Consider the following 20,283-nt stretch of genomic DNA (forward strand, 5'->3'; position numbering starts at 1 on the left):
GTTCACCTGAAAACCCGTGCCGCAGGGTGGTATTCGCACGTCAAAGCGTGTTCGGCGGTGTTTCCGCCCGGTCATTCTTCCGCGCGGCCGCCGAGGTGCTTCGCGAGGAACTTGTCGGCCGCGCGGTAGAACGCGAGCCGGTTGTCGGGTTTGACGAAGCCGTGCCCCTCGTCTTCGAAAAGCAGGTACTCATGGTCGATACCGTGGTCGGCCATCGCCGCCACGATCTGCTCGGACTCGGCGCGCTTCACCCGGGGATCGTTGGCGCCCTGGGCGATCAGGATCGGGATCCTGATGTTGTCCACCTTGGACAGCGGCGAACGCGACCACAGGAATTCGGGCTCGGTGTCGTGGTCACCGACGCGGTTTCGGAAGTTGGCGATCATGGGCTTCCAGTATTCAGGGAACGACTCGACGAACGTGTTCAGGTTCGAGATGCCCACCATCGAGATCGCGCAGCGGAACACGTCCGGCGTGAACGTGGCGCCGACGAGTGCGGCATACCCGCCGTAGGAACCGCCGTAGATCGCCAGCCGGTCCCGGTCGGCGTGCCCCATCGCAATGAGGTGTTCGAGGGCATCGATGAGGTCGTCGTGCATCTTCGCGCCCCACTCGCGGTTGCTCGCGGTGACGAAATCCTTGCCGTAACCGGTGGACCCGCGGAAGTTCACCTGCACGCACAGGTAGCCCCGGTTGGCCAGCCACTGCGCTTCGGGGTGAAAGCCCCAGCCATCGCGCAGCCACGGGCCGCCATGCACGTTGAGCACGGTCGGCAGGTTCGCCCGCTCCGCGCCGGGCGGGTACGAGAGGTAACCGTGGATCTCCAGGCCGTCGCGGGCCGTGAAGGAGAACGGCTCCATCGGCGCGAGAACGTAGTCGTTGAGTTCGGGGCGGTGGTCGAACAGGAACGTGGCCTGCTTGGTATCGCGGTCGTACCGGTAGAACCGCACCGGCCCGACATCGGTGTCGTAGGCCACCAACCACGTGCGGTTGGCGTGGTCACGGTCGGAGATCACGAGGTCGCCGTCCTGCAGCCGGTTGAGCGTCTCGATGTCGTCGCGGATCGACTCGTCGAGGATCAGCTGCTCCAGGCGGTCCTTGTAGAACATCACCGCCTGGGGCTCACGCGTGTCGGGTTCCATGATGACGCCGCTGACGTCGTAGGTCGGGTCCGACGCGATGACCTCGACGACGCCGGTGGCGAGCTCCATCTTCACGAGGCGGCTGGTGTTCGAGCCCACCGAGCTCTGGAGATACAGGCTGCGTCCGTCTTTGGTGAAGCCGACGGGTCCGGTGGTCTGGGCGTCCTCGAGCGGCGCGGTGAGCAGGGGCCGCCAGTCCGACTCCTCGGTGTCGCGGACCATGACGGTCACGCCACCGTCCGGTGTGGGGGCGACCGCACCCCGCACCTCGAGCTCGTCGTCGAACACCCAGCCGAGGAACCCCGGGTTGTCGAGGATCTTCTTGAGCTCACCGGTCCGCAGGTCGACGTGGTAGATGTCGTGCAGTTGCGGGTTGTCCTTGTTGATGCCGATGAACAGGTCGTTGGGAAACTTCTTGCGGTGTGCGATGAGTCGGCACTGCACGCCGTCGAGGGGCGTGAGGTCTCGCTCGTCGCCGGACTCCAGGTCGACGTCGTAGACCCGGAAGTTCTCGCTGCCGTCCTTGTCCCGGACATAGATGATGTGCCGGTTGTCGTGGGCCCAGAAGTAGCCTTGGACGCCCCGCTCGGTGTCGAACGTGACCGGTCGGTCGTTGCCGGCACCCACGTCGCCGACGAAGACGTTCAGCACGCCGTCGACCGGCGCGAGGTATGACAGCCGCCTGCCGTCCGGCGAGATCTGGGCGCCGGCCCGTTCGGGATTGCCCAACAGAACCGCAAGCGGGATGAGCTTCGCATCCGTCATCCGATCACTCCCTCTGGGCGAGGCGGGCCGTCCGGTGTCCTCGATGGTTCCGGCGGGGTGCGGCAGCGTCAATTCACGTGTGGGCACCGATCGGTGCCCGATGGGGCAGATTCACCGACGCGCGAACGCGGGAGCGTGCTCGGGCAGCGGTCCGACTCCGACGAGATAGGCCGGGATCACCGAGAGCGAAGGCACCCAGGTGAACAGTGTCGCAACCACTTTCACGAGCCACGCGGGCGGTTGCTTGATCTCGCGGCCCAGCAGCGCGGCCGCGAGACCCCGGTGCAGGACGCGCTGCACGGCCTGGATCACCGCGGCGGGCATGTTCCGCCGCCGACGGACCGCCGCGAGGTCGCGTTCGGACACGCGACGGGTACGCAGCGGCTCGGCCAGGATGCGGGCGGTGGCCACCGCGTCGGCGACCGCGAGGTTGATGCCCACACCACCGACGGGTGACATCGCGTGTGCGGCATCGCCGATGCACAACAGGCCCTTGCGGTGCCAGCGGCGGAGCCGGTTGAGCCGCACGTCGAGAACCTTGACGTCGTCCCATGACGTGACGCTGTCGGCGGATGCTTCCGGCACCAGCTCGGCCACCTGAGACCGGAACGTGTCCAGCCCGCGGGCGCGCAGCTGCCGTTCGCCCCCTTTGGGCAGGAAGCAACCCGCTTGGAAGTAACCTTCCCGCGGGATCAACAGCAAGGCCAGGCCGTCCGAGATCCTCGGGCTCAGTTGATACTCAGCGTCCTGCAGCCGGTTCAGCCGGAACCATCCGACATCGAAGGGCACCCGGTACTCCCGCGGTATGAGCGCCGCTTCCCGGCGCACCACCGAGGTGCGACCGTCGCACGCCACGGTGAGGTCTGCGCGCAACTCCCCCGGGCCGTCCGGCCCGACGTAACGGACACCGGTGACCGCGTCGCCGTCGCGCAGCAGTCCCGTGACCTCGGTCTGCATGCGCAGAGTGAACGTCGGTTCGTCCCTGCCCGCGTCGGCGAGCAGGTCGAGCAGATCCCATTGCGGCACCATCGCGATGTAGGGATGCGGCTGCCGCAATCGCCGGAAGTCGACCAGTGTGACCGTGCGCCCGCCGATGTCGAAGCGGCCCTTCTCGACTCGGCTGTGCGGCAACGCATCGAACCGCTCGAACAGGCCCAGCTCGTCGAGCAGCCGGAGGGTGACCGGGTGCACGGTGTCCCCACGAAAGTCGCGCAGGAAGTCGCCATGCTTCTCGAACACCGTGACGTCGATCCCGCCGCGGGCCAACAGCAATCCGAGCACCATGCCTGCCGGGCCGCCTCCAACGATTGCGCACGTGGTCTGCTGCGTGGTCATCGCTGCTCGCTTTCCCGACGGGTCTCGCCGGCCCGGTCGAAAATATCAGCGAGGCTCCGAACCGCGCAGCGACAACGCGCTGCGGTGGATCAGCGGTTTACGGGAACCACTTGCCGGGCTTGTTCCAGTGCCCCGGCGGCGGAACGAACGGCAGGTGGCTGATCTGGCCCGGCGGCACGTTGACGACGTCGCCCACCACGCCCGGCGGTGGAATCGGCACCCACCAGTTGTCGTCGGCACTGGCCTGACCGGCACTCAACCCGATCGCGGCAAAACCCATTGCCCCCGCGGCAGCCGCCGCGACAGCGACCTTCTTCAAACCCATCACACACTCCTCAGCAGCCGAATTGCGGCCTCAGTACCTCTATCGTCCCACTCGTGCCGAGCGTTAACCGAAGGCGAAGGCAACGCAAGCGTCAAATACGGCTCCGCCAGGCCGTAACCGCACCTACGATGCCCTCACAGCAAATGGCGCGGCGTTCAGGAGTGCGGTCGTCATGAATCAATCCCCGGTCGCACCTACCGTCGCCGACCACGCAGGCGCCATGTCACGGCGACAGCTGGTGTTCATGATCGCCGCACTGGTGGCATCGGTGACCTCGTTTGGTCTCAACGCCACCATGGTGGCGCCCGCCTATCACGCCATCACCACGGAGTTCGGCTCAGGCGCTTTCGTGGCCATGTCGACGTACTTCTACCTCGCCGGGGCGATCGCTAACGTCGTGCTGATCCGCTGGAGCGACTACATCGGCCGCAAACGAGTGCTGGTGGCCATCATGATCGTGCTCTGCATCGGGACGGCACTGTGCGTCGTCGCGTCGTCGCTGCCCATGTTCGTCCTCGGCCGCGCGCTGCAGGGCATGTCCAACGTGACGTTCGGGCTGGCGTTCCTGATCATGCGCGAACGGCTCAGCGGCCCGATGTTCGGCGTGTGCTGTGGCGTGATCTCGTCGATCAACGGCGGTGTGGCCGGCGGCGACGCGTTGCTCGGCGGCATCATGGTCGACCACCTCGGCTTTCGCTCGATCTTCGTGCTGATCCTCGTGGTCGGGCTGGTGGGGCTCGGCCTGGCCTGGAAGTCGATACCTTCCGATGAGTCCGGCAGCCGGTCAACGGGCCGGATGGACTGGGTGGGCGCGGCACTGATCTCGTTGACGGTCGGTGGCGTAAACCTGTTCTTCAGTGCAGGCGGACACGACGGCTGGACCTCGAAACCCGCGCTGATCTGGATCACCGTCGCAGTCCTGGCGCTGATCGCGTTGATCGTCGTCGACAGCCGCCTGGCCCACCCGTTGATGGCCGTGCGGCACATGCGTTCTCGCGAAGCCTGGCCGCTGATCGCAGTGACGATCCTGGTGATGGGTTCGTTCATGGTGGTGACGGGATTCCTGGTGCCCGCGCTCGCCGAGGATCCCGACTCCGGCTTCGGGCACGACGCGACCACGACGGCGTTGCTGTTCCTCACGCCTGCGGCCGTCGTCCAGGTCATAGCAGGTCCGTTTGTCGGCAGGCTTGCGGTGCGGATCGGGTTCGTCACCGTGCTCCGCGCGGGAATCGTTGCCTCCGTGGCGGTCACCGCTCTGCTCGCGTTCTTCGCCGAGCAGCAGACCGCGATCATCTGGTTGATGGTGCTGTACGGGCTGGCCTTCAACGCGGTGCTGTTGACGGCGATGAGCTCGCTGGGTGTGCTGCAGGCCTCCGACGAGGAACCGGGCGCACTGCCGGGCATCGCGAACGCCAGCTACGGGATCGGTGCCTCGCTCGGATTCGCGTGGGCCGGCCCGATCGTCGGTTCCGGAACCGACGCCACGTTCCAGCATGCGTTCTGGATCTGCATGGGCATCGGGGTGGCCGCGTTCGTGTTCAGCATCATCTTGAAACCCAAGCCAGGCCCTCTGGTGCTGTCGGCCGTGCCGGCCCACTAGCGCTCACGCGAGATCGTTGACGATGTCGGCCACGCGCCGGACCTGATCGAGGTCGGCACTGGTGGGGATGAGATGGATCTCGTCGGTGCCGATCGCCTCGAACGCCCGCAGCACCGAAGCCAACTCGTCGTCCGAGCCGGACCAGCCGGTGGTCGGTGCCATGGCGTCGACATACTCGGCGGGGATCCAGTTCATGTAGCGGCGCAGATGCCTGCGCACCTGATCCCGGCCGTGCGCGCCGAACGCGAACCAGAACGACGTCGCGAGGTGCGGCGCGGGCTTACCGGCCTGTGCCCACGCGTCGCGCGCGACGTCGAACAGTTCGTTCTGCCTGGCGACGTCGAGATCGAGGGTCGTCCCGGCCAGTCCGTCCGCCCACGCCGCGGCGCTGCGCACGGTTTTCGGTCCGATCGTGCCGATCAGCAGCGACGGTCCGCCTGCACGCGCAGGCGAGGGCCCCACGGGCAGAACCGATTCGGTGACCTTCTCCCCTGCCCACACGCGGCGCATGATCTCGACCCGCTCGGTCATCCCGCGGATGGTCTGGGTCTTCGGGTCGGCGCCCACCGCGCGGTAATCCTCGTGGCGGCCGCCGATTCCGATACCGACCGTGAGGCGCCCACCGCAGAGCATGTCGCCCGTCGCCAGGGCCTTGGCGCACATCACCGGGTCGTGCAGCTGCGGCACGATCACGGTCGTCACCAGTTGCACGCGGTCGGTCCACGCCGCCAGTGCACCGAGCAGGGTCAGGCTGTCCGGATTGTCGAACGCTATGCGTTCACCCCAGCACAACGCCGAGAACGGGCCGTCGTCGACCGCCTGCGCCCACGATTTGAGCACCGTGGCATCGAGATCGGGCTCCATCACCGGCAACGTCATCCCTACCCGCACGCCGGCCATTGTGGCATGTCACCGCGCGGGATCCTTGTACGCCTTCACCGGACCGGTGCTCGGCGGCGGCTGGAACAGGTTGCCGCGCAGACTTCCTCGCGCCGTTCGAAGCGCCACCAGAACCCACGTGAAGAGCAGCGCCACATAGGCGATGGCCGCCGCGATCTTGAACGCCGGCAAGTGGGTGTGCAGCGCGAGCTGCGTGGTGCCGGTGACGAACGTGCCGACCGGGAATGTCAGGCTCCACCACGTCAACGCGAACGGCATGCCGCGGCGCAACGTGCGCACGGTCAACGACGCGGCCAGCGCGATCCACAGCACGGCGAAACCCCACACCGGCACGCCGTAGAGGATCCCGAAAACCCTCATGCCCGCGGCGATCTCGCTGTCCACCGCAGGCGCGGCGCTGGCCCCGAGCAGGCCCGCGGCCGTGATGGATTGACCGAGCGGGCCGAGCACGATCCACAGGGTGGGCACGCGCGCAGTGCCCGACGTGCCGTAATGCGTGAGCCTGTTCCAGATCATCGCGACGATCAACAGCGACGCCACCAACGACAGCCCGAACATCGCGTAACAGCCATACAGCATGGTCTCGCGACCCGTGCCCGGGGCCATGTGCGGAATCAGCAGCGCACCGCTGGCCGCCGACACCATGGGCGGCACCACGGGCATCAGCCAGCCGCCGAACGCGGCGTCGGGTTCGACGTTGTACTGCGTGAACATCAGAAACGGGATGCTCACGGCGGTGAACAACCCGCCCACCGTGCCCGCCGTCCACAACACCCACGCCAGATCCACCGCGACCCGTTCGCCGATCAGATCGCGGCCGACCAGCAGAGCGCCCGATCCCACCGTCATCAGCGCCATCGGTGCGGCCCCGTAGAAGTGCGCCATCTGCGGATTGCGGGCGTGGCTGCGCGCGACCGTCGGGTGCCGCACCCAATGCCCTCCGACGACGACGATCAACACCGCTAGCAGCAGCGCTGCGATCACCCACACCACCTCGGCGAATCCGCGCAGCCCGGGCACGTGCACCGGCAGGCTGGCCGCGGCGGTCGCGACGATTCCGGTACCCATCACCGACGCGAACCAGTTCGGCCCGATGTTGCCCAGCACCTCGACGCGGGCCTGGGACTCGTCCGGCTGCGCAGTGGTCATGGCAGACCTTACGTCCGGATCACTACGGCAGGGGTGGTTATCCCCCACTAGGGACTCGGGAAAACGCTGTGTCGTTTCCCGCCGGCAATCCATAAGTTGGGGGCATGGTCGCAATCAGCGAAGTCAGCCCACCGGTCACGCAGGCCCCGGTCACCAAGGCCAACCGCACCATAGGCCTGGTGCCCAGCGCCTCGATGCTCACGGGTGCCGTGATCGCCACGGTGTGGTTCTGGATTCCGTTGTCCGTCATCATCATCGGTTTCTCGTCGATTCCGTCCGTCATCGGGTTCGTCCTGGCGGTCGTGGTGTTCATCTACCTCATGCGCGGCGTGGAACGGGTCGAACGGATCCGCAGCGAGGCCGTGTTCGGTCTCGAGATCGGCGTCCAGCCGCGACACCTTTCGCACTACACGGGATTTCAGCGGTGGGCGCATCAGCTGTGGCTCGACGTGAGCAGCGCCCGGTTCTGGAAGGCCACCGCCCACCACTACCTGCGGATGAGCTACGACATGCTCGTCGTCGGCCTGGCTCTGGCGCTGTTGGCGTTCGCGTTCCTGGGTCCGGCGGCTTCACTGGCGGTGCAGCACAGCGACGACGACGCCGGATTGCCCGAAATGCCGGTGCCCTTGGCGTGGCTGCTGGCTCTCGTGGCGGCGGCCGGCGCGGCGGCGATCCTCGTGTTCGCACCTGCCGTCGACGCCGTGATCGACCGCTGGCTGCTGTCGCCGTCGCCGACCGCCGCGCTGCAGTATCAGGTGAGCGCACTGGCCGATGCCCGCCAAGGCGCGGTCTCCTCGGCGCAGACCGAGCGCCACCGCATCGAACGCGATCTGCACGACAGTGTGCAACCGCGCCTGGTGTCGCTCGCGATGACCATCGGCCTGGCGCAGACCAAGCTGGACTCGGATCCACCGGCGGCCAAGACGCTGATCGCAGAAGCCCATGACGATGCCAAGGCCGCCCTTGTCGAGTTGCGCAACGTGGTGCGCGGCATCGCGCCCACGATCCTATCCGATCGGGGTCTCGACGCGGCACTTTCCGCAGTCGTCCAGCGCGCCGAAACCTCCGGGGTGCCAACCACTCTGCATCTTGAGTTGCCGCGCCGGCTGCCCGACGAGGTCGAGTCGGTCGCCTACTTCGTCGTCGCCGAGGCGCTGACGAACGTCGCCAAACACGCCGGCGCCACGCAGGCGGTGGTCACCGTCCGGCTCGACGGATCGGCGAACCTGCTGCACATCTCGATCTTCGACGACGGCCGCGGCGGTGCCTCCATCACCACCGACGAGAACGCCACGGGCCTGCGCGGACTACAAGAACGCGTACGTGCCGCGGGCGGCACGTTCGGGGTGTCCAGCCCGGCCACCGGCCCCACGATCGTCACGGCGGTGCTCCCATGCGGATCGTGATCGCCGAAGATTCGGCCCTGCTGCGCGCCGGTATCGAACGCATCCTCACCGACGCCGGTCACCAGGTGGTGGCCGGGGTTCCCGACGCGACGAACCTGTTGCGCCTGGTCAACGAGCAGCGACCCGATCTGGCGATCGTCGACGTCCGGATGCCGCCCACCTTCACCGACGAAGGCATCCGGGCCGCGGCGCTGTTGCGGTCGCAGAACCCCGAATCGCCCGTGCTGGTGCTGTCCCACTACGTCGAAGAGCGCTACGCCGCCGACCTGATCGCCTCCGACACCAAAGGGTTCGGATACCTCCTCAAGGACCGGGTGGCCGACGTGCCCGCGTTCCTGGACGCGGTCGCGGTCGTCGGCAACGGCGGCACGGTGCTCGACCCCGAAGTGGTCTCGCAGATCCTGCTGCGCTCGCACCGGCGCAGCGCGCTCGATCAACTGACCCCGCGTGAGCACGAGGTGCTGCAGCTGATGGCCGAGGGCAAGACCAATTCGGCCATCGCGGCCTCGCTGCACGTCTCGGTCGGATCGGCCGAAAAACACATCGCCTCGATCTTCACCAAGCTGGACCTCGCGCCCGACGAAACCGAGAACCGCCGCGTCCTCGCGGTCTTGCGGTTCCTTGAATCGTAGTCAGTCTTCAATTCCCGGAAGGACTTTCATCTCATGACGACCGTCACCGCACCTCCGCCGGCCAGTCCACCGCCGCCGCTGTCCCCGGCCGGGCGCACCGCAGTGCGGGTCACCCTGGTGGCCGCCGCGGCAGTCATCCTCGTCGGCGCGGTGGTCAGCCTGTCCGTCGCCGCGTGGGGCATCAGCTCGTTCCGGGTGAGTACCGACACCGAGGAACTGCCCGCATCCATGCGGTCGCTGACCCTGGACACCGGTGACGTGCCGATCGGTGTGCGCATCACCGCGGATCGCGAAGCCAAGACGGCCCGCGCGGACCTGCGCCTGGTCAACTCGAGCAGGTCCGGTGACCAGCAGTTGAACCTCGACACCGAGGCCGGCACCACCCGCATCTCCCTCGGCGAGGACCACTCGTCGCCACTGGACTGGGCCCGCGGCGGCGAGATCACCGTGACCCTGCCGCCCGACCAAGCACGCCGGCTGAGTCTGACCACCCGGATGGGCATCGGCGAATTGCTGATCCAGACCGATCTCGATCAGCTGGTGGCCCGGTCCACCGACGCCGACGTGGTTCTCGGCGGGGCGGCGCGGCGTGTCGAAATCCACACGGTGTCAGGCGATGTGACCACGCGCAACCCGATCGCCGTGGCCGAGCAGTTCAGCGCCAGCACGGCCGACGGCGACATCACGGTGGACTTCGGCGAGGTCGCGCCCAAGACGGTCGACGCCGTCAATCGTGACGGCGACGTGGTGATCGGGCTGCCTGAGCCCGGCCCCTACCTCGTGCAGGCCAGCTCGGGCGAGTCGACGCGCGTCCGGGTGGCCGAGACCTCCAGCCCCACAACAGCTGTCGCACAGGTGACCGCGCGTTCGGACAACGGCGACGTGGTGGTGGAGAACGTCCGGCCCGAACACCGATGAGACGGCAAATGCGCCGACTTCCCTCACACTGACGGAATCGGCGCCTTGCCGTACCGTTCGGCATGCAGCCGCACCCTCACGGGTTCTCCTGGGTGCAAGATCACCTCACGTCCCTGAACCGACGCCGCGACGTCGGTATCGGCACCGTCGAACTGCAATGTGATGTCGTCGTGCGTGATGGTCACTGCGACCACGCCCCCGTGCCAGCGCAGCCGAAAGCCCAAATGCTCCCAGGTTGGTGGGAGCCATGGATCGAACGACATGGCACCGTCGCGGATCCGGAAGCCGCCGAATCCGCACACCACCGTCTGCCACGTCCCACCGGCTGACGCGATGTGCATGCCCTCGGCGGTGTTGCCCTGGTTGTCGGTCAGATCGACGAACGCCGAACGCGCGAAATACTGTTCGGCCCGGGTGAAATCGCCGACCTCGATGCCCATGATGGCGTGGATCGACGGGCTCAGCGACGACTTGTGTAGGGTTCTTGCCTCGTAGTACTCGAAGTTCACGCGTTTGGTCTCGCGGCTGAACGCATCCGGCAGCAGGTACATCATCATGACCACGTCGGGTTGCTTCAGCAAAGTCGTATTCTCACAGTTGAAGTGGTGATAGCCGTCGGGGTACTGCGGCATGTCGTTGTCGTCCCACGTCGTCACCGGGACATCCTGAAGGTCGAAGTAGCCGCGGAACTGTTCGATCACACCAGTTTCGGATTCGACGAGATCCGCCATGTTCGCGGCGCATTCACGCCACTGTGCGACCTCATCGGCTTCGAGTCCGATCCGGACCGCGAGGTCCGCCAGCCCATCGCGATGGTGGTCGCGCAACATGTCGTAAGTCGCTACCGCCTGCTCCAGGTTCCAGCGCACGAGACGATTGGTGAACGCGTTGTCGTCGACGTGGATGTGAAACTCGTCCGGCCCCATCACCGTATTGAGGTGGTAACGACCCGTGGTGGCGTCGAAATGCAGTCGGTCGATCCAGAATCGACTGGTCTCGAAAAGGATCTCGGCGCCGTGGTCGACCAGAAACCCGATATCGCCGGTGGCCGCGACGTAGGTCATGACGCCATAGGCGACGTCCGCACCGACGTGTAGTTCCTCGTCACGCATCCACAGGCGGTCGACGCCGTCGACGGTCCAGATCGGGCACACCTCACGGCCCGTGTCGGCGGACTCCCACGCGAACCGCGCTCCCCGGTTCCCACTCTCGTGAGCATTCGACCGCGCACCGTCGAGGGTGTGGTAGCGGTAGCTCAGCAACGCGCGAGCGGTATCGGGCTGGGTGTAGATGAAGAACGGCAGCATCATGATCTCGGTGTCCCAGAACACATGACCCCGATATCCCTCACCGCTGAGCGATTTGGCCCCGATGTTCACTGTCGGATCGTGCTCGTTGGCGGCAATCAGCAGGTGATAGATGCTGAACCGCACCGCCTTCGCCGCGGACTCGTCGCCTCCGATCACGCAGTCCGAGCTTGTCCACTTGGCATCCCACACCGCACAACTGGCCGCCAGGCACGCATCCAGGCCGGCCGCGGTGGACGTATCGAGTACCTCGGTGCAGCGGTTCCGCACGTCAGCACCATGGGCAGCCGGTCCCGGATAGTCGCGAGAGGTCGCGAAGCTCACCAGTTTGTCCAGCACGATCGGCTCACCGGCAACCACTTCGACGTCGAAGCGTTCCGCGATCTGCTCGTAGCGCTCGAGCACGGTCCGCCGCGCAGGCGTGGCAACTGAAGTCGTCGACGCACAGCCGACCGTGATGTCGCTGTCGATCGTGCGCATCTCCAAGTAGATGCGGTCACCGTCGTGGTTCCTGCCTACCTCGGACAGGTGTTTCGTATGTGCCCATTTCTCCCATCGAGTCTCGGGACTGAACACCGTGCCGGGCGGATAGGCAGGCATTCTCTCCAGGTTTCGGCGGTGGCCGTTGATGCCGCTGACGACCGCGATCGGTGAGCTGTGATTTTCCGGCGTGACCTCCACCCGCATCCCGCACAGCGAACGGTGGAACATGCTCGCGAAGCGCACGGATTCGACGCGGGTTCTGCGTCCGGCGCTGTCTTCGAAAAGTGTGTTTCGCCAGAGCAATCCGTGAGAGATGTCGAGCGCGCGCTCGTGGTGGAGCACCTGGCTGGACTGGACGTCGAGGCGCACCCCGGCGACTTCGACTTCCAGCCACAGCCAGTCCGGCACGTTGACGAGGTCGATGTCGGGGCAGTCCCAGGCATCGTAGACACCGCCGAGGTACGTGCCGGACCATTCGCCGCGGTGTCCCTCCTCCAAGCTGCCCCTGGTACCGAGCCGACCGTTGCCGACGGTGAAGACCGTCTCGAAGTAGTTGGCCCGGGCCGGCTCGTGGCCGGACTCGCGGATCAGCCAGGCTTCGTCTGCGAGCATGTTGTTCAGCATCGGGGCTCCCTAGGCAAGTTGGGTGGTGATCGCGCCCACGGCCGGCCCGTAGGCCTGCTCGATCTGCCGCTGCGTCTCGGCCAGAGTGCGGTAGACATCGAGCGCCGAACCCGCGCAGCGCTGGGCGCCCATGGCATTGCCGTAGCGGGCGGCCATCACGAAATCATCGTGTTCCAGATATCCGAAAGCCATGCCTGCCGCGAAGGAATCGCCGCAGCCCGTGGTGTCGACGACGTTCTCCACATGAATGCGCGGCACGAAATCCTGCCGCATGTCACCTGCCTCGTCCAGGTGATAGACGACGCAGCCTTGTTCATCGAGGGTGATACACACGGCGCGCACGCCGTGCCGCAGACAATGCTCGGCGAAGTTGGGCATTTCTTGAGCCGTCATCGGCTTGCCGCCCGAACCGTCGACGTCCTCCCGATACGGGAACCAACTGCATCCTGCTTCTTCGAGATTCATCTTGAGAATGTCGACGTACGGCAGCCACGCATCACGTTCGACCCAGAGCCGCAGGAAGCGCTCGCCGCCTCGGGTGAGGGTGTTGGTGGGGCCATGGGCATCGAGTAGCACCTTCGCCGAGCTGTGCTCCTTGATGTATGCGAGTGTGGACTGCCCGACTTCGTAGTCGGTGATGGGCACGCACACGAATGCGTCTGCGTCGAGTACGAACTCGATGTCTTGCGGAAGGATCGGACTCATGAATCCGGACTGTCGTTCGACCCGCGAGTTGTGGGCGACGTAGTTCAGTTCCACCACATCCCCGCGGTCGTTGTCGGAGCGGATGCCGGTCACGTCGACGTTCGGGAACGCCGACAGTTGCGCCTTGATCGCATCCTCGTCCTGGCGCCGCACGTGCACGACCGGGCATATCCGATCGTCGGGCTTCATGAGCGACGACAGCGCTGCCACGGTGTACAGCACGCATCCGTACTTGTCGAAGGTCTCACCGTTGTGAGTGACGATGTGGTCGCGCGGGATCGGGCCCAGCACCGCGACGGTCCGACTGTGTGCCATGTTCGCTTCTCCCTACGCCATGTCCTGAGGCTGGCCGACGCCGGCGGGCGGCTTCACGCCGGCATCCATGTCTTCCAACGTGCGGCCCTTGGTTTCCCGGACCCACTTGAAGACGAAGACGAATGACAACACCGCCGCGGTGGCGTAGATGCCGTACGCCATCCCGAGGGACAGATCCTTGAGAGCTGGGAATGTCACGGTGATCACCCAGTTCGCCACCCACTGGCCTGCTGCGGCCAACGAAAGGGCCGCTGCCCGAATACGGTTCGGGAACATCTCGCCGAGCAACACCCAGACCACAGGGCCCCACGACATGCCGAAGGCAATCACGAACACGTTCGCGGCGATCAGCGCGATCGGTCCGGCGATGCCGCTGAGGTGAGGTACACCGTCCGCCCCGATCGTCGCGGTTCCGAAGATGACGGCCATCGCGCCCAGCGATGCGGCCATTCCGGTGGAACCGATGAGCAGCAACGGCTTCCGCCCGATCTTGTCGACCAACCCGATCGCGATGAGGGTGGTCGCAATGTTCACGACCGACGTGATCACGGTGATGAGGAACGCATTGCTCTCGTCGAATCCCACAGCCTCCCAGAGGATGTTCGAGTAGTAGAAGATCACATTGATGCCCACTGCCTGCTGGAACACCGACAGCGCCAAGCCCACCCACACGATCGGCAGTAGCCCGCCACGCGCGCCGCGGATGTCACGCCATGACGGCGGTTTCTCGTCGGCCAGTGTGCGTTGGATCCGGGTGATGGTGATCTCGAGGTTCTTCTCCCCCAGTAGCGCGGTCAGGATCTTGCGGGCCTCCGGAACACGATGGCGCGCAATGAGGTAGCGCGGGGACTCCGGAATTGTGAGTGCCAGGACCCCATACAGGATGGCGGGCACCGCCATCGCGATGAACATCCACCGCCATGCTTCCAGTCCCAGCCACAAGGTCTCCTTGGAGCCGCCGGCCAATGCAGCGAGCGCGAAATCGACCAGCAGGGACAGAAAGATGCCGAAGACGATCGCGAGCTGCTGCAACGAACCCAACCTGCCCCGGATACGCGGCGGCGACACCTCGGCGATATAGGCCGGCGCGATGACCGATGCTACCCCGACACCGATCCCGCCGACGACTCGGAACACGATGAGCACGCCCAGATTCGGTGCCAGACCCGTGGCAATCGCGCTGACGAAGAACAGCACTGCGGCGACCTTCATCACGAACAAGCGTCCGAACCGGTCGGCAAACCGGCCTGCCGACATCGCGCCCGCGGCCGCACCGAGCAGTGCCGCCGCGACCGCGAATCCGAGGGTCGCGCCGCCGACGGAGAACTCGTCCTCGATCGCCGATACAGCGCCGTTGATCACGGCGCTGTCGTAGCCGAACAGCAGACCGCCGAGCGCCGCGACCGAGGCGATCCGGACCACACTGCGACCGCTCGCCGTGTCGTCATCTTCGTACATGGATGGGACGTCGTTGAACGACGCATGTTCACTCATTGAACACCTCTCCTTTGGACTGTGGGCCCGAGGGCATGGCGCAGACGCTGACCGGCCATGGCACGCGCGAATCCCGGCGTCAGCCTGCTTCTATGTGAGATGTCGCACATATCGATACGGATGTGAGCGCCTTCACATCAAAGCGCATCGCTGCAGAATTTACAAGACATGAACAAAAAACGACGCATTGCAGAGATGGGACTACATACAGTGCACGTAGCGGGTAGGGCTCGGGGCTGCCGCGTAGCTCGCGTCATGCTTCAGCAGGCGGCCTCCGCGCCGCTAGGCTGGAACCGGTTGGCGTCACCAGCGGCGTGACAGCATGCGTTCAGAGGAGCTACGAGAATGAGCACGGCCGACGCACGATCCGGACCCGGATCTCAGGCCGCGCTCCGCAACGCCAACCAAGCCCGCATTCTCGAACTGTTGAAGATCTCCGGGGAGTTGAGCCAGGCCGAGATCGCGCGCCATACGGGTCTGGCGCCCGCGACCGTGTCCAACATCGTCCGCGAGTTGACCGCCGGAGGTGTGATCGACGATTCCGGCGACGGCAAGCGGCGCAGGATGGTGCGGCTGGCCCGCGCGGCAGGCCTGGCAGTAGGCATCGACTTCGGTCACCGTCATGTCACCGTCGCGATCGCCGACCTCGGTCACACCATCCTCGCCGAGCGCCGCATGCCGCTGGGCCCCGTGGGCTCGGCATCGGAGAATCTCAGTCGGGCAAGCGCTCTGCTCAACGAAGCGATGGCAGGCATCGAAGGTGCCATGTCCGACGTCGTGGGCATCGGATTGGGCTTGCCTGCACCGATCGACAGCAAGACCGGTGAGGTAGGGGCGGTTTCGATCCTGCCGGGCTGGGTCGGGGTGCCCGCCGCACAGATCGCGTCGGAGCATTTCGGACGCCGCGTCGAAGTCGACAACGATGCGAATCTCGGAGCGTTGGCCGAACACATGTGGGGCGCCGGCCAGGGATGCGACAACCTGGCGTTTCTGAAGCTGGCGGACGGGGTCGGTGCGGGCTTGTTCGTCGACGGCCGACTGTTCCGGGGCCGCAACGGAACCGCAGGCGAGATCGGCCACACGACGTTCGACGAATTCGGCCGGGTATGCCGGTGCGGCAACCGTGGGTGCCTGGAGACCATCGTCGCCGCCAGATCGGTCATCGACCTGCTGGAGCCGCGGTACGGAGCAAATTTGACGATTGCCGACATCGTCCGAATGGCAGCCGATGGCGACGCGGCGTGCACCCGCGTGCTCGCGGACACGGGCCGCCAGGCCGGGGTGGCAGTCGCCAACCTGTGCAACTTGTTCAATCCTGAGCGAATTCTGATCGGCGGCGAGCTCGCGCAGGCGGAAGAGATGATGTTGGCCCCCATGCGGGAGTCCGTTCGGAGGTGCGGAATACCCAGCTCAACGCAGGACGTGTACATCGGCCTTGCCGAACTCGGCGCACGGGCGCCCGTGCTCGGGGCGGTGGCGCTGGCCCTGCAAAATTCTTCGCAACGCGTCAGCAAGCTCAACAGTTGATAGGTTGAACATCAGATCCAAGAATCAGCTCAAGTATCGCTATTAGTTGTATAAAGTGTGGGTTCCTTACACCTGAACGGGAGGAACACCACATGGGCTCGGCGCTCGAACCTGGATCCACGCAATGAAGTTGTCCGACTGCGATGCTGTCCTTTTCGACCTCGACGGCGTTCTGACCGACACCGCAGCTGTCCATGAAAAGGCTTGGGCCGCATTGTTCACCGAACTGTTCGCGAATCCCGAGATCTGCATCGGCGAGCCCACGCCCTACTCGACCGCGGACTATTTCAAGTACATCGACGGCAAGCCACGCAACCAGGGGGTTCTGGCAGTTCTGGCTTCCCGCGGCATCGAGCTGCCACTCGGTGGGCTCGCGGACGAGCCGAGCCGGCTGACCGTGAACGGCCTCGGCAACCGGAAGAACGGAGCATTTCTGGCGGCCATCGACGCCGATGGGGTGCGACCCTATCCCGGCTCCAGCGATGTGCTCGAATGGCTTGCTGCCCAAAGTATCCCGCGGGCAGTCGTATCGAGCTCGCGCAATGCCGAAGCCGTGCTCGGCGCGGCAGGATTACGCGACCTGATCGACGTGGTGATCGACGGGAACGAGGCAAGCGTCCTCGGACTGCCGGGCAAGCCGGCACCGGATACTTACCTGCGAGCAGCCGAAGTACTGTGCGCGGTACCGGAGCGAACGATCGTGGTCGAGGACGCGGTTTCCGGGGTCGCGGCAGGACGTGCGGGTGGATTCTGGGTCGTCGGCATCGACCGCGGCGCGGGTGGCAACAATTTGTTCGAGAACGGCGCCGACACGGTCATCGCTGACCTTGCCGAGATGTTCGGGCTTGAAACCCCTTCAAAGCCGCTCTAGCGCAAGGCCATCCCGAACAGCAGGGCGTCCTGTGGTTCGGCACTGATGTTGGGGAACATGCCGTAGCGCGCGAGCCGGCCCTCCAGCGTCAAGCCGCACCGGCGCAGCACGCCTGCCGATCCGGCGTTGTCGACGTGGCAGTACGCCGAGGCCCGGTACACCGCGCGGTCCTGGCGGGCATCGTCGAGGAGCACCGAAAGTGCCTCTGACATCAACCCTTTGCGCCACCAGTCGCGGGCCAGGCAGTAGCCCACGTCCACGACATGCGGCTGTGGGCGGCGCCGCCCGCACAAGCCGACAGCCTCGCCGGCCACCTCGATGAGCCAGGTCTCTTCACCGCCGGTGTTGAACAACGTCGTGATCACCCGCCGGGTCTCGGCGACGTCGGGGTGCGGGCGCCACGCCAGATAGCGCGTCACCTCGGGATCGGAGGCGATGCGTGTGAACAGTGCTTCGGCATCGTCGACGACGGGCGGCCGCAGCCGCACCCGCGGACCGGCCAGGATCTCGCCAGCTGGCATCCCCCCATCCTGCACCGTTGCCGACCGCGGTTGCCAACAGGTTTACTGGACGAAATGGCCATCACTTTCAACCACACGATCGTCGCGTCGAAAGACCGACGGGAATCCGCGGTCTTCTTCACCGAACTGTTCGGATTGCCCAGCCCACAGGAATTCGGCCCGTTTCTCGCCGTGACACTCAACCACGGGGTCAGCCTCGATTACGCCCAGGCGGGCCCCGATGAGGACATCCGTCCGCAGCACTACGCATTCCTGGTGTCCGAGGACGAATTCGACGCCATCTACGGCCGGATCCGCGAATGGGGCCTGCAGCACTGGGCCGACCCGCGCGGCACGCGTCCCGGCGAGATCAACCACAACGACGGCGGACGCGGCGTGTACTTCCAGGATCCGTCCGGGCACTATCTGGAGATCATCACCAAACCGTACGGCGGCTGAAAGCCGTTCAGCGGCTTGAGTTTCGGTGCCCGCGCTGGGCTTCCTGGCTGCGGTACGCATCCGCGAGCCTGCCGACATGCTCGGGCAGCGCACCGCAGGCCACGTCGGCCAGGCTGGTTTCCTCGAGCACCGAGCGCATGCTGGCCCGCAGGGCGCGCCACACGTCGGTCAACGCCGACGTCGGGCCCGAGTACGGCAGGTCGCCCAGACCGATGTCGCGCACACTGGCCAGCGGGCCGTCGATGCAACGCAGCACGTCGGCGATGCTGATGTCCGCCGCGGGGCGGGCCAGTTCGTAACCGCCGTCGCGCCCGCGGTGACTGCGCACCAGCCGGTCGGTGCGCAGGTCGGACAGGATGTCGACGAGGAACTGCGCCGGTATGCCCTGGGCCTTGGCCAGGTCGTCGGTCTTGGCGAGCACACCCTCCTCGACCGCAGCCAGCTGGACCATGGCGCGGACGGCATACTCCGCCTTCGCCGACATCCGCATAGGGCGATTGTGCCAGGCGGGGTTATCGCGTTCGCCGGGCTATCGCGGCGCTTGGTTGCGCAGCACGCCGGTCATGGCGCGCACCGAGGCCGGCACCGGCGTGTCCGGCGCGACGTCAGGTGCTGTCTTGGCCTCTCCGTAAGTCACGGTCAACGGCACCACGCCGGCCCACACACCGCTCGCGATGTCCTCCGGTGGATCCTCGGGCCACCCGTCGCTGAGCTTCAACGACCAATTGTCGGTGCCGATGGCCAGCCGCATCGCCACCGTCGCCGCCAGTTCCTTACGCGTGCTGGCCCGGAGTTCGGCGACCCGGCCGGGCACGAACGTGTCGGTGAGCCGTTCCAGGTATCCGGGCTTGGCGTCGTCGTCGATCTTCTCGAACGACCCGAACAGCACCGCGCTGCGGTAGTGGAACGACGACTCGAAGCTGCTGCGCGCAACGGCCACCCCGTCGAGCGCCGTCACCGAGACCGCGGCCGGCGCACCGTCACCGAGCGCCCGCAGCCACGGTGATCCGGTGGACCCGTGGATGACGAGTTCATCTCCGAGCCGGGCGAACCCGATGGGAAAGATCACCGGATGCCCGTCGCGGACCAGGGCGATGGTGGCCAGCGGTGTGCTGTCGAGCAATTCGTCGAGGCGCGCTCGGGACGTGTCCTGCAGGTCGCTGAGCCGGGTGACCTGTGTAGAAGGCCGAGTCACGGTCAGTCGGGTATGCCGGCGCTGTCCGGCACGACGATCGCGAACAGATCGGCCAATGCCGCCAGGCTGGCGGCCTGCAACGCGGAAGCGGAAACCGCCTGCCCGTCGGGCCCGGCCAGGGGTCGCGTGGCCGTCGCGGCCGCCACCACGGTCGGCGCGTAGCCCAGGTTGAACGCGCCACGAGCGGTCGAGTTGACGCACATGTGCGTCATGAAGCCGGCCAGCACCAGGTTGGACGCCCGCACGGCCTTGAGCCGCTCATCGAGGTCGGTCTGCACGAACGAGTTGGGGTACTGCTTGACCACCACCGGTTCGTCACCGCGGGGTGCCACCGAGTCGACGATCGCACCGCTCTGGCCCTCGATGTCGTAGAGCGAGCCGGGTCCGTCGGAGTGCTGGATGTGGATGATCGGGATGCCCGCGCTGCGAGCCCGGTCGAGCAGCTGGGCCGTCTCCAGCAGGGCGGCCTGCACGCCTTCGAGTTCCATCGTCCCCTGCGTGTACGTGTTCTGGCAGTCGATGAGCACCAACGCGGAGTCGGCGAGACGGACGGGCTCGGCGGGCAGACTGGCCAGCTCACGCAACGTAGGACGGGTCATGGTGCTGAGCGTAGTGGCCGGGGGTGACAGCA

At 66.2% G+C, this 20,283-nt stretch carries 19 protein-coding genes; 7 read left to right on the forward strand and 12 right to left on the reverse strand.

Annotation, left to right across the window (positions count from 1 at the left end; genetic code table 11):
* Positions 1-71: 71 nt before the first annotated feature.
* From G6N67_RS01190 to G6N67_RS01200, 3 genes are all read right to left on the reverse strand, one after another.
* On the reverse strand, positions 72-1,907 hold the full coding sequence (locus tag G6N67_RS01190; RefSeq protein WP_036437349.1) for a S9 family peptidase: 1,836 nt from the start codon (positions 1,905-1,907) through the stop codon (positions 72-74).
* A 111-nt stretch (positions 1,908-2,018) separates the two neighbouring features.
* Positions 2,019-3,242 carry an FAD-dependent oxidoreductase gene (locus G6N67_RS01195; protein ID WP_036437350.1) on the reverse strand — a complete coding sequence of 408 codons (1,224 nt, stop codon included), beginning with the start codon at positions 3,240-3,242 and terminating at the stop codon, positions 2,019-2,021.
* Positions 3,243-3,339: 97 nt separating this feature from the next.
* A complete protein-coding gene (locus G6N67_RS01200; protein WP_036437351.1) occupies positions 3,340-3,567 on the reverse strand; it encodes a hypothetical protein in 228 nt (75 codons plus the stop codon).
* Between the two features lie 172 nt (positions 3,568-3,739).
* Here G6N67_RS01200 and G6N67_RS01205 point away from each other — a divergent pair, with 172 nt between their 5' ends.
* Positions 3,740-5,167: an MFS transporter gene (locus G6N67_RS01205; RefSeq protein ID WP_036437352.1), complete on the forward strand. Its 1,428-nt coding sequence runs from the start codon at positions 3,740-3,742 to the stop codon at positions 5,165-5,167.
* Between the two features lie 3 nt (positions 5,168-5,170).
* Here the strand turns inward: G6N67_RS01205 and G6N67_RS01210 are convergent, their stop codons facing one another.
* Both G6N67_RS01210 and G6N67_RS01215 read right to left on the reverse strand, forming a co-directional pair.
* Positions 5,171-6,046 carry an LLM class flavin-dependent oxidoreductase gene (locus G6N67_RS01210; RefSeq protein ID WP_036437355.1) on the reverse strand — a complete coding sequence of 292 codons (876 nt, stop codon included), beginning with the start codon at positions 6,044-6,046 and terminating at the stop codon, positions 5,171-5,173.
* 30 nt (positions 6,047-6,076) lie between these two features.
* Complete coding sequence (locus tag G6N67_RS01215) at positions 6,077-7,216, reverse strand: TDT family transporter (protein WP_036437357.1); 1,140 nt, start codon at positions 7,214-7,216, stop codon at positions 6,077-6,079.
* 104 nt (positions 7,217-7,320) lie between these two features.
* Here G6N67_RS01215 and G6N67_RS01220 point away from each other — a divergent pair, with 104 nt between their 5' ends.
* From G6N67_RS01220 to G6N67_RS01230, 3 genes are read left to right on the forward strand one after another with little or no spacing between them, the layout of a single operon-like run.
* Positions 7,321-8,622, forward strand: coding sequence for a sensor histidine kinase (locus tag G6N67_RS01220; RefSeq protein ID WP_036437359.1), 1,302 nt, complete (start codon positions 7,321-7,323; stop codon positions 8,620-8,622).
* Positions 8,610-9,254, forward strand: coding sequence for a response regulator transcription factor (locus tag G6N67_RS01225; protein WP_036437361.1), 645 nt, complete (start codon positions 8,610-8,612; stop codon positions 9,252-9,254). Before G6N67_RS01220 ends, G6N67_RS01225 begins: the two co-directional genes overlap by 13 nt.
* Before the next feature lie 33 nt (positions 9,255-9,287).
* Complete coding sequence (locus G6N67_RS01230) at positions 9,288-10,172, forward strand: DUF4097 family beta strand repeat-containing protein (RefSeq protein WP_036437362.1); 885 nt, start codon at positions 9,288-9,290, stop codon at positions 10,170-10,172.
* 23 nt (positions 10,173-10,195) lie between these two features.
* Here G6N67_RS01230 and G6N67_RS01235 read toward each other — a convergent pair whose 3' ends face one another.
* From G6N67_RS01235 to G6N67_RS01245, 3 genes are read right to left on the reverse strand one after another with little or no spacing between them, the layout of a single operon-like run.
* Positions 10,196-12,586: a glycoside hydrolase family 65 protein gene (locus G6N67_RS01235; RefSeq protein ID WP_036437368.1), complete on the reverse strand. Its 2,391-nt coding sequence runs from the start codon at positions 12,584-12,586 to the stop codon at positions 10,196-10,198.
* A gap of 9 nt (positions 12,587-12,595) precedes the next feature.
* Positions 12,596-13,606, reverse strand: a complete 1,011-nt coding sequence (locus G6N67_RS01240; protein ID WP_036437370.1) for a carbohydrate kinase family protein — start codon at positions 13,604-13,606, stop codon at positions 12,596-12,598.
* A gap of 12 nt (positions 13,607-13,618) precedes the next feature.
* Positions 13,619-15,064, reverse strand: coding sequence for a sugar porter family MFS transporter (locus G6N67_RS01245; RefSeq protein WP_051579118.1), 1,446 nt, complete (start codon positions 15,062-15,064; stop codon positions 13,619-13,621).
* Positions 15,065-15,445: 381 nt separating this feature from the next.
* Here G6N67_RS01245 and G6N67_RS01250 point away from each other — a divergent pair, with 381 nt between their 5' ends.
* Both G6N67_RS01250 and G6N67_RS01255 read left to right on the forward strand, forming a co-directional pair.
* A complete protein-coding gene (locus tag G6N67_RS01250) occupies positions 15,446-16,627 on the forward strand; it encodes an ROK family transcriptional regulator (RefSeq protein WP_036437373.1) in 1,182 nt (393 codons plus the stop codon).
* A gap of 124 nt (positions 16,628-16,751) precedes the next feature.
* Complete coding sequence (locus tag G6N67_RS01255) at positions 16,752-17,498, forward strand: HAD family hydrolase (RefSeq protein WP_036437376.1); 747 nt, start codon at positions 16,752-16,754, stop codon at positions 17,496-17,498.
* Here the strand turns inward: G6N67_RS01255 and G6N67_RS01260 are convergent.
* Positions 17,495-18,019 (reverse strand): GNAT family N-acetyltransferase, encoded by a 525-nt coding sequence (locus tag G6N67_RS01260; protein WP_036437379.1) that lies wholly within the window; start codon positions 18,017-18,019, stop codon positions 17,495-17,497. The two genes, G6N67_RS01255 and G6N67_RS01260, sit on opposite strands and share 4 nt — an antisense overlap.
* Positions 18,020-18,073: 54 nt before the next feature.
* Between G6N67_RS01260 and G6N67_RS01265 the strand changes: the two genes are divergently transcribed.
* Positions 18,074-18,457, forward strand: a complete 384-nt coding sequence (locus G6N67_RS01265) for a VOC family protein (RefSeq protein WP_036437382.1) — start codon at positions 18,074-18,076, stop codon at positions 18,455-18,457.
* A 7-nt stretch (positions 18,458-18,464) separates the two neighbouring features.
* Here G6N67_RS01265 and G6N67_RS01270 read toward each other — a convergent pair whose 3' ends face one another.
* Genes G6N67_RS01270 through G6N67_RS01280 form a run of 3 tightly spaced genes read right to left on the reverse strand, consistent with a single transcriptional unit; the run spans position 18,465 to position 20,251 of the window.
* Positions 18,465-18,947 carry an Rrf2 family transcriptional regulator gene (locus G6N67_RS01270; RefSeq protein WP_036437385.1) on the reverse strand — a complete coding sequence of 161 codons (483 nt, stop codon included), beginning with the start codon at positions 18,945-18,947 and terminating at the stop codon, positions 18,465-18,467.
* Positions 18,948-18,986: 39 nt separating this feature from the next.
* On the reverse strand, positions 18,987-19,652 hold the full coding sequence (locus G6N67_RS01275; RefSeq protein WP_036437388.1) for a pyridoxamine 5'-phosphate oxidase family protein: 666 nt from the start codon (positions 19,650-19,652) through the stop codon (positions 18,987-18,989).
* 2 nt (positions 19,653-19,654) lie between these two features.
* Positions 19,655-20,251, reverse strand: a complete 597-nt coding sequence (locus G6N67_RS01280; protein ID WP_036437390.1) for a cysteine hydrolase family protein — start codon at positions 20,249-20,251, stop codon at positions 19,655-19,657.
* Positions 20,252-20,283: the final 32 nt, after the last annotated feature.

This window comes from Mycolicibacterium mageritense (assembly GCF_010727475.1).
GTDB lineage: Bacteria > Actinomycetota > Actinomycetes > Mycobacteriales > Mycobacteriaceae > Mycobacterium > Mycobacterium mageritense.